Origin of the sequence: Gynuella sp., from assembly GCF_050297175.1 — a bacterium.
Classification (GTDB): domain Bacteria; phylum Pseudomonadota; class Gammaproteobacteria; order Pseudomonadales; family Natronospirillaceae; genus Gynuella.
This window is the reverse complement of the sequence record NZ_JBNKSF010000056.1, coordinates 14,444-26,394: the sequence shown is the minus strand read 5'-3', so window position 1 is coordinate 26,394 and position 11,951 is coordinate 14,444. Positions and strand designations below refer to the sequence as shown.

General features: G+C 49.2%; 11 protein-coding genes. 5 read left to right on the top strand and 6 right to left on the bottom strand.

Annotation, left to right across the window (positions count from 1 at the left end; genetic code table 11):
* Window positions 1–117: 117 nt before the first annotated feature.
* Entirely contained in the window at window positions 118–1,116 is a 999-nt protein-coding gene (fepB, locus tag ACQY6I_RS21090; protein WP_428243532.1) for a Fe2+-enterobactin ABC transporter substrate-binding protein, read from the top strand.
* 8 nt (window positions 1,117–1,124) lie between these two features.
* On the opposite strand, the gene ACQY6I_RS21085 is transcribed toward fepB, so the two are convergent.
* The 6 genes from ACQY6I_RS21085 to ACQY6I_RS21060 form a co-directional block, all read right to left on the bottom strand.
* The gene (locus ACQY6I_RS21085; RefSeq protein ID WP_428243492.1) at window positions 1,125–1,676 is read right to left on the bottom strand and encodes a hypothetical protein; all 552 of its coding nucleotides are present in this window, start codon (window positions 1,674–1,676) and stop codon (window positions 1,125–1,127) included.
* 86 nt (window positions 1,677–1,762) lie between these two features.
* Window positions 1,763–2,218: a hypothetical protein gene (locus ACQY6I_RS21080; RefSeq protein ID WP_428243491.1), complete on the bottom strand. Its 456-nt coding sequence runs from the start codon at window positions 2,216–2,218 to the stop codon at window positions 1,763–1,765.
* A gap of 313 nt (window positions 2,219–2,531) precedes the next feature.
* Window positions 2,532–3,317 (bottom strand): transcriptional regulator ExuR, encoded by a 786-nt coding sequence (gene exuR / locus ACQY6I_RS21075; RefSeq protein ID WP_428243490.1) that lies wholly within the window; start codon window positions 3,315–3,317, stop codon window positions 2,532–2,534.
* 234 nt (window positions 3,318–3,551) lie between these two features.
* On the bottom strand, window positions 3,552–4,853 hold the full coding sequence (locus ACQY6I_RS21070; RefSeq protein WP_428243489.1) for a TRAP transporter large permease: 1,302 nt from the start codon (window positions 4,851–4,853) through the stop codon (window positions 3,552–3,554).
* Window positions 4,853–5,365 (bottom strand): TRAP transporter small permease, encoded by a 513-nt coding sequence (locus tag ACQY6I_RS21065; RefSeq protein WP_428243488.1) that lies wholly within the window; start codon window positions 5,363–5,365, stop codon window positions 4,853–4,855. The genes ACQY6I_RS21070 and ACQY6I_RS21065 overlap by 1 nt, the downstream gene beginning before the upstream one ends.
* 49 nt (window positions 5,366–5,414) lie before the next feature.
* On the bottom strand, window positions 5,415–6,410 hold the full coding sequence (locus ACQY6I_RS21060; protein ID WP_428243487.1) for a TRAP transporter substrate-binding protein: 996 nt from the start codon (window positions 6,408–6,410) through the stop codon (window positions 5,415–5,417).
* Between the two features lie 390 nt (window positions 6,411–6,800).
* Here ACQY6I_RS21060 and uxaC point away from each other — a divergent pair, with 390 nt between their 5' ends.
* The 4 genes from uxaC to ACQY6I_RS21040 all read left to right on the top strand — a co-directional run bounded on the left by uxaC (window position 6,801) and on the right by ACQY6I_RS21040 (window position 11,927).
* The gene (uxaC, locus tag ACQY6I_RS21055; RefSeq protein WP_428243486.1) at window positions 6,801–8,219 is read left to right on the top strand and encodes a glucuronate isomerase; all 1,419 of its coding nucleotides are present in this window, start codon (window positions 6,801–6,803) and stop codon (window positions 8,217–8,219) included.
* Between the two features lie 153 nt (window positions 8,220–8,372).
* Window positions 8,373–9,821: a tagaturonate reductase gene (locus ACQY6I_RS21050; protein WP_428243485.1), complete on the top strand. Its 1,449-nt coding sequence runs from the start codon at window positions 8,373–8,375 to the stop codon at window positions 9,819–9,821.
* 7 nt (window positions 9,822–9,828) lie between these two features.
* The gene (locus tag ACQY6I_RS21045) at window positions 9,829–11,316 is read left to right on the top strand and encodes a UxaA family hydrolase (RefSeq protein WP_428243484.1); all 1,488 of its coding nucleotides are present in this window, start codon (window positions 9,829–9,831) and stop codon (window positions 11,314–11,316) included.
* A gap of 50 nt (window positions 11,317–11,366) precedes the next feature.
* Entirely contained in the window at window positions 11,367–11,927 is a 561-nt protein-coding gene (locus ACQY6I_RS21040; protein WP_428243483.1) for a YgjV family protein, read from the top strand.
* Window positions 11,928–11,951: the final 24 nt, after the last annotated feature.

Sequence of the window (11,951 nt, the reverse complement as noted above, 5' to 3'; positions counted from 1 at the left end):
TTTTAAAGAACAATTGGGCGATTCCTCGACGCGTTTTTCTGTCTCAGAACATTATCGATAGGGAGTTAAATTAAGTTGTTTATATTAAACACGATCATCCGTGCCGAAAGGACAGTAATGCTACCTATCGGCCAGCTCACTGTGTTATGTCTTGTCTGGTTGCTCACCGCTTGCCATTCTGCGAGTGAGGATAAACACTCTGCATTACCCGAGACTGATATTGAGGGTTGGCCGCGGACTTTTTCGACCGTTGCGGGAGAGGTTACTTTGCACCAACCGCCTCATCGAATTGTCTCAACCAGTGTTACATTGACTGGATCCCTATTGGCGGTCAACGCCCCAGTGATCGCCAGTGGTGGTACTAATGCCAATACTGCCGTCGCAGATCAGAGCGGATTTTTCCGGCAGTGGTCAACGGTTGCACACGCGCGTGGAGTCAAGCCGCTGTATCAAATGGAGCCCAATGCTGAAGCCATTGTTAGCGTGAATCCCGATCTGATTATTATCGCCGCTACTGGCGGTGATTCGGCGCTAAAGCTTTATGACCAGCTGGCGTCAGTGGCTCCGACCATGGTCGTCAGTTACGATGATAAAAGCTGGCAGCAACTGGCCCGCCTGTTTGGTGAAATCTCCGGTCACGAACAAGATGCCGATGAGCTGGTCCGAGCTTATGATCAACGGGTTAGGCGTGTGCATCAGGCAATACAGTTACCGCCACAACCGAGTACGGCGCTGGTGTATTATGAGGATGGCAGTGGTGCTAATGTATGGACTGAGGAGTCTGCGCAGGGGCGGCTACTGAAAGATCTTGGGTTTACTCTCGCCGATATTCCCCAATCTGTACGTGGAAATGAGAGTCAGGGTAAGCGCCATGATATTGTTCAGTTGTCAGGTGAAAAGTTTGCCGATGGCCTGAATGGCGCTTCGTTGTTGCTGTTTGCTGCAGACGAAACCATGATTGACCAGCTAAGGCAGAATCCTTTTTTATCACATGTATCAGCGATCAGGAATGATCAGTTGTATGCAATGGGACCAGATACTTTCAGGCTGGACTACTACAGTTCCCGGCATATGCTGGATCAGATTGAATCGCTGTTTGCAGCTTCCGTTCATTGAAGCCGGTATCACAAGTCATCAATGACGATATATTCACCCAACCCAGTGGGTGGAGGAGGGGTGTCGCTTTGGTCCGTTAAGGGGATGCCGAGATCGGCATTTGGATCGATGGCGCCATCAAGTAATGCTCGCTCCCGCAAGCCTTTGGCATTGACTTGCCCGGCAAAGTATCCGTCTGCCTGCACAGTAATTGTTTCTGCTCCGGCACATGAGTCGGTACAGGGAGTTACAGCCAGATTGACTTCATCGGCATGTTCACCCGTTGCAGGCAGGTAAGGGTCCGTGCTATTGGGATCAGCCGGTATCGGTTGTGGTTCGGGGGATTCGGTTTCTGTGATAGTAGGATTTTGTCTGGGGGCCGGGCTAGAGTGCGCCTGATCTTGTATGGTCGAAGTGAAAGCTATAGTCGAATTTGGTGATGGCTTGGATGGGCTGGAGGTTTCTTTGCTGTTGTTTCGCAATATCTGATCTTGGGGCATTTGTGATACTGGGCGGTACCAGAATAAGAACATGCCAAAAATGACAGCAGCACTGACCATGTAAATTTTTACCGCGCCCATAATCGGCTCCTTTTTTGACCCGGTCATATCGGTCAGACACAGCCGGGTCTGTTGGTGATGTCATCTCACAGCATTGTAATCATCACTCAATCGATCAGTGTGATTTCGCAGGTGGCATTATATTGATCCCATGACAATAGTCCGAAATTGCCATCGACATCGCCCAGGTTGGTCCAGCTTTGATACTTCCCGTCAGTAAAGTAACAAGCCCAGGCTTGTTCGACGTGCTGGGTGCCATTGTTGCTGGAGGTGCCTGAGGTGTCTCCTGCCGAGTCACGCCAGTTTCTGTTGTCAGGGTTGTAGAAAAACAATGTTTCCCGGGAAGCGTGGCGGCGCAATCCGTCCCAGTCATACATTGCCAACCTGACCTTGCAGCCATCCTGATCACCGCATAGTTCTTTGACCTTGGATTCTGGAATGGTAACAGTCGTACCGCGAGTGGATTTGTCGGCGGTGTAGGTTACCCGGTCCACTGCCTGGGCGCCTATGGATGTGGATGCAACAATGGCAGATGTCAGAAATATCAGAGCTTGTTTTTGCATGGTGTAACTCCATTACTGGTATGTTGGAAATATTTTCGACAGAGTAATATTTGTCCTGTTCGAAATTTTGTAAGTCGAATTTTGAATTGGATTAATCTGATCGATTTTCTTATAAGACACTAAGCAGACAGCCGAATCTGATAGGCTTATTGCAAATCATTTGCATAACGGTAATTTTATTATTTCTGCAAATGTTTGAGGTATTAACCATAACATAAATATATGGGTCCAAATTCCCATACATTGGTATGAATTATTCTGGTTGGCCTGGCTCGAACAGAGGTGTTGAGTGAGTGCTGATGTCTGTTGATCTTCAGTTTTGGCGTTTTTGACTGCTCAGATGTATCACTGGGTTATCCGAAAACAAGAAGCGGTCATTCTCCATATCGTCATCAAATGTACTGGCTTTGAACAACATTTCTTTGGTGTTTTCCAGGTGTTGCCACATGGCAGTTTTGGCTGCTTCCGGATCTTTGCGCAACAGTGCTTTCAGTACCAGATCGTGATCGTGGCACCAGCTATCCATGTCTTTGTCTTCAATGTGCTCATGGAGTTTGCGCCAGTAGGGGTTTTGTTCCCGATAGGACCACATCTGTTCGATCACGCTTACCAGCACTGAATTTTGTGTCGCTTTTGCCACCTGAATGTGAAACAGCTTATCCCATTCGGAATCTCGGGCACGGTCTTCTTTGCGGGACAGTTCCTGGATTCTCATCAGCTCCATGACATCCTGCTTGGTCACCTGGGTCGCGGCAAATTCTGCGATGTTGCTTTCAATTAGCTGGCGTGCCTGTAACAGCTCAAATGGGCCGGCTGTCATCAATGCATCCTGCCCGGATGTTGTTTCAGGTTCGTGCGGCTCATAGCGGGAAGTATTGGATACTACATGGATACCCGAACCCTTGATCACTTCTACCATGCCTTCAACCTCAAGCATGATGATGGCCTCTCTGACAACCGTTCGGCTGACAGCCATTTCTTCAGCCAGCAGCCGTTCTGCCGGTAGACGATCACCAATGTTATATTCCTGGTTCAGGATCCGTGTCTTCAGATTACTGGCGACTTTCTGATAAAGCCTTTTAGGTTCTATGGTAACCATGTATTCCTCGTGAACAGAATGTTGTGCCCCTTAAAACTGGCGTAACCGCATGAGATTGCCGGGTGTTGCAAGGGCTCACAAATCCCTTTCGATTATCTGTGTTTGTGTGAGTCATTAGCCTGTTAACGTTGCCGGTCCAGCTGACAGGCTGAGACACCGGCATTATAGGTGAAAATAGCAGGAAGAGGCAGGAGGATCTAGCCTGCACTCTTCTGCATCATGCCTTGATGGCTGTTAGTGCATCCCAAATAGACCAGGTAAAAACAGGCTGATTTGTGGAATATAGGTGATGGCAATCAGGGTGACCAATAATGCGAGAAAAAATGGCATCATTGGCCGGATCAACTCCTGAACTTTCACGCCGGATACTGAGCAGCCGACAAACAGAGCGCTGCCAACGGGTGGAGTGCACAGACCAATGCAAAGATTGACCACCATCATGATGCCAAAATGCACGGGATTGACACCGAGCTGCGTGACAATGGGCAGAAAGATAGGAGTGAAGATCAGTACTGCCGGAGTCATGTCCATGAAAACACCGACTACCAGCAGGATCACATTAATGATCATGAGAATGACGAAGGGGTTTTCAGAAACACTCATCAACGCATCGGCGATGGCGTAGGGGATGTCTGCATTGGTCATGATCCAGGACATGCCGACTGATATGCCGATCAGCAGCAAAACGATAGACGTGGTGACCACTGCTTCAAGCATGATGCCGGGCAGGTCTTTGAATTTCACTTCCCGATAAATCAATACTGACAGGATAAATGTATATACCACGGCAATTGCTGATGCTTCGGTCGCGGTAAACACGCCACCAAGGATGCCACCCATTACCACGATCACCAGCAGCAGGCTTGGCACCGCATCAATAAACGCAGCCAATACCATGCGTGGCGTAGGTTTCTCAGAAACCGGATAGCCGCGTTTACGGGCAATAACGGTACCGACTGCCATCAGTGAAAGTCCCATCAACATGCCAGGCAGATAACCAGCCATGAACAGGGTGGCTACTGAGATGCCACCGGCTGTCAGAGCATAAACGATCAGTACGTTGGAAGGTGGTATCAGCAACCCGGTGATACAGGAGGTTACGTTCACTGCGGCTGAATAGGCGGGGTCGTAACCGGCTTTCTTTTGCAGTGGTGACATAGTGCCACCGACGGCCGCTGCAGCCGCCACCGCAGAACCGGATATTGACCCAAAAAACATGTTGGCAAGAACATTAACATGCCCCAGGGAACCAGGCATGCGACCGACCAATACTTGAGAAAAATTGATCAGCCGTAGGGCAATTCCGCCACTGTTCATCAAAATGCCAGCGAGGATAAAAAATGGAATGGCCAGTAGTGAAAAACTATCCAGACCCGTGGCCATTTTCTGCCCCACCACTGCCAGAATGGTTTCTACCGGCAGCATCATAAAGCCTGCAGCCAGTGAAGCCAGACCAATAGAAAAAGAGATGGGCACACCCAGAAAGACCAGCACGAAGAAAGACCCGAACATGACCAGTGTAATTGACCAATCCATTAGCAACCCTCCTCAACCGGTTTTGGCTGAGTAAGCAGATCTATCGCCGCATCCAGAATAAATAACAGGCTGTAATAACTGATGATACTGCCGCTGATTGGCAGGACACCGTAAACGTAAGCCATGGGCATTTGCATGGCCGGTGAAACCTGGCCTGTGCTATAAACCTTGGCCACTAACGTCCAGCCACCCCAGATCATGGCGCTGGCGGCAAACGCTAAAATGCACAGATTGATGAACAATACGCTGACGTATTGACTGCGCCCTGCAAAACGACTGCTGAACAAGTCGATGGCGAGATGTTTCTGCAGACCGGTGGTGTATGCAGCTCCCAGAAGCCCGACCCAAATCATCGCGAAGCGGGCGATTTCGTCGGTAAAAGTACTGGGTTGATTCATGACGTAACGGCTGAAGACTTGCCAGACAACACAGAAGACCAGGGAGGTCATGATCAGAATGCAGAATCCGGCAATGGCGTAATCCACCGGCTTCTTGAATGTTTGAAATCGCATAATGTTCTCCAGGGCAGAGGCTTATGCCTCTGCCAGTGCTGATAACAGATTATTCGCCCGCGGCAGCTTCAATTTTTGCCAGCCATTCGGCTTTCACCGGATCGGCACGGAAGTCATCGTACAGTGGCGCCAGAGCTTCGCGGAATGCGGCTTTATCGACCTGAATGAATGTGGCTCCGGTTTGTTCAGCTCGTTCCCGTGATTCCAAAACCACCTGATCCCAGAGTTCGTGTTCATATTTTTCAGACTTTCTGGCGGCATCGATAATGATCTGTTTCTGTTCGTCATCGAGCTTATTCCAGGTGCTGGTAGACACCACCAGGAAGTCGGGGACAGAGGTGTGTTGGTCTTCGATGTAGTATTTGGCCACTTCCACATGACGGGTCTGAACGTAAGAAGGCTCGTTGTTTTCAGCACCATCTATGACGCCTTGTTGCAGGGCTGTATATACCTCGCCGAATGGAATGGGTGCTGGAGCGGCACCCAGCAGTTCAATCAATTTAATCGTTGTGGGAGTGGCTACCACACGGATTTTCAGGCCTTTCATATCTGCTGGGGAGTGGATTTCTTTCTTGGCGTAAAAGCTCCGGGTGCCTGCTACGTAGGCAGCAATCGCAGTGAAACCGATATCTTTGGTTTCATTCATCAGTTCCCGGCCAACAGGTCCGTAAATGACCTTCTCGAAGTGGGCGCTGTCTTTGAAAACATACGGCAGTGAAAAAATAGAGTACGCCGGTTGAAAGGTTTCCATTTCGCTGGCACTGGCTTTGGTCATATCCAGAGCGCCGTTTTGAATCAGTTCCAGAGTTTCGCGGGGGCCGCCCATCTGACCACTGGGATAAATTCGCAGCTTCATCTTGCCGCCGGATGCTTCGTTGATGTCTTTGGCCATTTGTGCCAATGCGCGATGGACCACGTGATTGCTGTCCAGATTGTGGGCAAGTTTCAGGGTGACCCGTTCAACGGCCAGGCTGGACATTGATGCCAGTGCCAGAGGTATTGCGAGCATCAGGGTGGCGAGCAGGTGTTTGGGGTTTAGCTTCATGGTTGATAGACCTCAGTGATTGTCATTATAAGTTCTGGGGTGTAATGCATGCGGACTGGTATTTTTGGTTTGCCGTTTTGAATTGGTATAACAAATTCATATTCGTCAGAAAAATTGCTGTCTGACGTTTCGAATTTATGTCTTTCCAGCTCAAAAATAGCACGATTTGCGAGAGCGATGACCCAGATTTGCATGTTTTTCGGCGGCAGATCATGTCATACCTGTTAGACCAAAAATTGATCTGGCTCAAGTTATATGACAACTTTGCAGGAATAACAATCGTATATATACGCTATCTTCGCCTAAATAGATTAATCTGGTAGACATGACTATGCCGATTCCTAATAATTGGTATAACAAATATAAATGAAAGCCGATTGGAGAGGTCGCATGACTGCTTTTATCAACGATGATTTTTTGCTTGAAACTGAATTTGCCCGCCGCCTGTATCACGAATTTGCCAAACACCAGCCGATTTTCGATTACCACTGTCATTTGCCACCAGCATTGATCGCCGGTAACCATCAATTTGAAAATCTCTATCAAATCTGGCTCAAGGGTGATCACTATAAATGGCGGGCCATGCGATCCAACGGAGTGGACGAGCGCTTTTGTACCGGTGATGCGAGTGATAAAGAAAAATTTATGGCCTGGGCCTCCACGGTACCTCATACCATCGGTAACCCCTTGTACCATTGGACCCATCTGGAGTTGCGGCGTCCCTTTGGTATTGCGGATCGCTTATTGTCACCTGAAACAGCAGAAAGCATCTGGCAGGACTGTAATGCGTTATTACAGCAGCCGGACTTTTCCGCCCGCGGCATCATGCAACAGATGAATGTGAAAATGGTCGGAACGACCGATGACCCAGTTGATGACCTTCAGGCTCACAAGCAGATTGCAGAAGATGGGGATTTCGACGTCAAAGTGTTGCCGAGCTGGCGTCCGGACAGATCCTTTAACATCGATGCACCGGGATTCGTCGATTATATCGATACCCTGGCGGAGGTCAGCGATACTCATATCGGTTGTTTTGCTGATCTGACACAGGCCCTGAGCCGGCGGATGGATCATTTCGCCGCTCATGGTTGCCGTATTTCCGATCACGCTCTGGATACCGTGCCCTATGCCGAGGCCAGCGTGGCTGAGCTCGATAACATTCTGAGTGCCCGTCGGCAAAACCAGACCTTGAGCGGTCATCAGGTAGATGCCTTCAAGACTGCCGTATTGTTGTTTCTGGCGGCAGAATATGTACGTCGGGGCTGGGTGCAGCAGTATCACATCGGTGCACTGCGTAACACCAACAGTCGTCGCTTGGCCGAGCTGGGGCCGGATACCGGTTTTGATTCCATCAATGACACCGTGATTGCAGCGCCGCTGGCAAAACTGCTGGATGCCCAGGAGCGGACCAATACGCTTCCAAAAACCATTCTCTATTGTCTGAACCCTAAAGATAACGAAGTGCTGGCCACCATGATCGGAAATTATCAGGGTGACGGTATTCCCGGAAAAATGCAGTTTGGTTCCGGCTGGTGGTTTAACGATCAAAAAGATGGCATGCAACGGCAAATGACCCAGCTGGCACAGTTGGGTTTGTTAAGTCGTTTTGTGGGCATGCTGACCGATAGTCGCAGCTTTTTGTCTTATACCCGGCATGAATACTTCCGCCGAATTCTCTGCAACATGATCGGTGAGTGGGTGCAAAAAGGGGAAGCTCCGGCAGATCTGACACTGTTGGGCGATATGGTGGCAAACATCTGTTTTGGTAATGCGGAGCGTTATTTTGGTATTGAGCTGCCAAGCCGCTGATCACAGGTTTCTTAAACGACCGGCAATCTTACGTTGATTGTTGGATGGTTGCTGGCGTTGCGGTCAGCGGATGTTGAGAGCTGACTATGGATAGGTTACTCAACAGCCCGACTGAGGTGATGTTAAGTCTAACGGATATACATAGGTATGGTTATGGTAACCCTCAATCGTTCTACTTTTCCCGGTGCAAGTTATCCGGAAAAAATAATCCAGTTTGGTGAAGGCAATTTCTTACGCGCATTTATTGACTGGCAGTTGGATATTTTAAATGAACACACGCCCCTGAATGCCGGCATTACGGTGGTACGTCCCATCGACACTGATTTTCCACCTTCACTCAATCTTCAGGATGGACTGTATACCACGGTCATTCGTGGTATTGATGACGAGGGTGAGGTCGTGCGGCAGTCGCGAATCATTCGTTCGGTTAATCGGGAATTAAATGTCTACGCTGATTATGATCAGGTTATGGAAATTGCCCGTTCGCCAGAGTTGCGGATGGTCTTTTCCAATACGACCGAAGCGGGTATTGCTTATCTCGAAACTGATCGGTTTGATGATGCGCCCCCCGTCAGCTATCCAGCAAAACTGACACAGTTTTTTCATGCCCGTTATCAGCACTTTAATGGTATGACTGATAAAGGTCTGGTTCTGTTTCCGTGCGAACTGATTGATTACAACGGTGAACGGCTGAAGGAAATCATGCTGCAATACGCCGAGCAATGGCAGCTGGGTGAAGGTTTTATCGACTGGCTGGTGACGGCCAATACATTTTGTTCAACCCTGGTAGACCGGATTGTGACTGGATTTCCGAGATCCGAACATGAAGAACTGCAACAACAGCTTGGTTACCAGGATCAGTTTCTGGATACCGCTGAATACTTTTATCTGTTTGTAATACAAGGCCCTCAATGGGTGCGTGAGTTACTGAGTCTGGATCAGCTGCCGGTGGATGTCTCCATGAATATTCGGGTGGTCGATGACATCAAGCCTTACAAAGAACGCAAGGTGGCTATCCTTAATGGCGCGCATACGGCGATGGTGCCAGTTGCTTATCTGGCCGGTATTGATACCGTTGGCGAGACGATGCATGACGCGCAACTGTTCGAATTTGTTGAACAGACTATCTTTTCCGAAATCATACCGACGCTGGATTTACCCGAAGATGAACTGGTGTCATTTGCCAATGATGTATTGAAACGCTTTGGTAATCCATTCATTCAGCACCAGTTGATTGCCATCGCGCTGAATAGCATGACCAAATTCAAGACCCGCATTCTGCCACAGTTGTTGAAGTATCAGCAGTTGAACGGTCGATTACCTTCCCGGCTGGTGTTTTCTCTGGCCGCGTTATTGGTGTTTTATCGCGGTATGCGTAATTGCGAAACCATTCCGTTGCAGGATGATGAACACTGGTTGGTGCGGTTCAAACAGCTTTGGGAACAACCGACCGATATTTCAGCATTGGTGATCGAAGTGCTGTCATTGGAGAGTCATTGGGGCATTGATTTGACCACTATTCCTGAGTTGTCTGAAAAAGTGGATGCGTACGTTAATGCAATATTGGCGGATGGTTTGCGCCACGCGCTGAGTGCACTGTGAGGTGGCTATGAATCCATTCATAAAAATTCATCCGCTCGACAACGTTGCTGTGGCACTGACAGAGTTGACAGCAGGACAGGTACTGGCACTCGAAGATCAGCAGGTGACCTTACAGCAGGATATCCCCAAAGGCCATAAATTCAGTGTGCAGGCGATACCTGCTGGTGCTCATGTGATCAAGTATGGCCATCCTATTGGTCATCTGCTGAGCGATATCGGGCCTGGTAGTTGGGTGCATCAGGATAATCTGAAAACAAACCTGCAGGATCTCAATGAATATCGTTATATGCCTGATCTGAGCGTTATCACTCAAGCGATGGGAGATCACGAAATCAGTATATACCGCCGCAAAAATGGCCGACCGGGGATCCGCAATGAACTGTGGATCATCCCGACGGTTGGTTGCGTAAATGCCGTTGGTCAGCAGATGAAACGAGCGCTCGAACGAATGGTGGATTTATCGGCGATAGATGGCGTGCATGTATTGACGCATCCATATGGATGTTCTCAGTTGGGTGAAGATCATGAAAATACCCGTGTGATTCTACAAAATCTGGTGACCCATCCCAATGCCGGTGGCGTATTGGTGGTCGGGCTTGGATGCGAGAACAACCAGGTCTCCCGGTTTCAGCAGACGCTCAAAGACTTCGATCCTGAGCGAGTGGATTTCATGGTTTGCCAGCATTATGACGATGAAGTGGAAGACGGTTGCCAGCGCCTGCTCAAACTGTTTGAACGTATGCAACAAGACAAGCGCGAGCCGGGGCGGTTGAGTGAACTCAGTTTTGGGTTGGAATGTGGTGGTTCTGACGGTTTTTCCGGCATTACCGCCAACCCGTTGCTGGGACGTTTTTCCGATTATGTCACCACCCATGGCGGTACGTCCGTTTTGACGGAGGTGCCGGAAATGTTTGGGGCTGAACATCTGTTGATGACCAAATGTGCCGATGAAAATGTTTTCGCTAAAACAGTTTCCATGGTCAACGATTTTAAACAATACTATATCGACCACCAGCAGCCGGTTTATGAAAATCCATCACCTGGAAACAAGGCCGGAGGTATTTCCACATTGGAAGAAAAATCACTGGGATGTACTCAAAAAGCCGGTAGCAGTACCGTGGTGGATGTGCTGAAATATGGTGAGAAGTTGCATCTTCCCGGTCTTAATCTGCTGAGTGCGCCTGGTAATGATGCTGTGGCCACGACTGCGCTGGCTGCTGCCGGATGTCATATGGTGTTGTTTACGACCGGTCGAGGGACGCCATATGGTGGCCCGGTCCCGACGGTCAAAATTGCCACCAACTCTGCTCTGGCAAACAAGAAAAAGCATTGGATTGATTTTAATGCCGGTACTCTGTTGCAAGGTGCCGTGATGGATGAGTTGCTGGCTGAGTTTGTTGCACTGATCGTTGATATTGCCAATGGCAGGCAGACCTGCAATGAACGTAACGAGTTTCAGGAAATCGCCATTTTTAAAAGTGGTGTGACGTTGTAGTGGATGGTATCCCGTCTGTGCCATAGGCGGGGTTTCCGCATCGAGGAAATATGGGTATTGATGTTTTGATGTCTGCAATAGAGTCTCTCAGGCTGTTGTATTTGCAGCATCCCGTGGCCCAGAGCCTGGGAATGGTGGCTCTGGTTACCGGCTTTTTGGCATTCGCACAAAAAGATGATCTCCGTTTGAAACAATTTTTAAGCGCCTATTGTGCGGTGATTGGTCTGCATTTCCTGCTTATGGGCTCTTATCCCGGCGCAATCAGTGCATGGGTCAGTGGTACCCGTGCGTGGGCATCGCGGCGGACCAACAGCCTGGTGTGGATGTTCGCGTTCATGCTGATCAATATTGTCCTGGTGGTTCCCAAAATTACGGCCTGGATTTTTGTTTTGCCGCTATTTGCTGCTTGCCTGGGCACCTGGGCACTGTTTCGAGAAAAAGGCATGCGGATGCGCTTGATGATGATGATTGGTACAGTCTGCTGGTTAACCCATAACATAACTATTGGCTCTATTGGCGGAACGATCATCGAAGCGAGTTTTCTGCTGATCAACGCCAGCACGCTCTATCGGCTCTGGCGGGAACAGAAAGCGTCCGTTGTCGCAGAATAATCCCGGATGATCGGTTATTTACCA

Excerpts from the sequence above, each read along its gene's own strand:
- exuR (WP_428243490.1), bottom strand. The coding sequence starts at position 3,317 with ATGGTTACCATAGAACCTAAAAGGCTTTATCAGAAAGTCGCCAGTAAT.
- ACQY6I_RS21070 (WP_428243489.1), bottom strand. The coding sequence starts at position 4,853 with ATGGATTGGTCAATTACACTGGTCATGTTCGGGTCTTTCTTCGTGCTG.
- fepB (WP_428243532.1), top strand. The coding sequence starts at position 118 with ATGCTACCTATCGGCCAGCTCACTGTGTTATGTCTTGTCTGGTTGCTC.
- ACQY6I_RS21040 (WP_428243483.1), top strand. The coding sequence starts at position 11,367 with ATGGGTATTGATGTTTTGATGTCTGCAATAGAGTCTCTCAGGCTGTTG.
- ACQY6I_RS21065 (WP_428243488.1), bottom strand. The coding sequence starts at position 5,365 with ATGCGATTTCAAACATTCAAGAAGCCGGTGGATTACGCCATTGCCGGA.
- ACQY6I_RS21060 (WP_428243487.1), bottom strand. The coding sequence starts at position 6,410 with ATGAAGCTAAACCCCAAACACCTGCTCGCCACCCTGATGCTCGCAATA.
- ACQY6I_RS21050 (WP_428243485.1), top strand. The coding sequence starts at position 8,373 with ATGGTAACCCTCAATCGTTCTACTTTTCCCGGTGCAAGTTATCCGGAA.
- ACQY6I_RS21085 (WP_428243492.1), bottom strand. The coding sequence starts at position 1,676 with ATGGGCGCGGTAAAAATTTACATGGTCAGTGCTGCTGTCATTTTTGGC.
- ACQY6I_RS21045 (WP_428243484.1), top strand. The coding sequence starts at position 9,829 with ATGAATCCATTCATAAAAATTCATCCGCTCGACAACGTTGCTGTGGCA.
- ACQY6I_RS21080 (WP_428243491.1), bottom strand. The coding sequence starts at position 2,218 with ATGCAAAAACAAGCTCTGATATTTCTGACATCTGCCATTGTTGCATCC.
- uxaC (WP_428243486.1), top strand. The coding sequence starts at position 6,801 with ATGACTGCTTTTATCAACGATGATTTTTTGCTTGAAACTGAATTTGCC.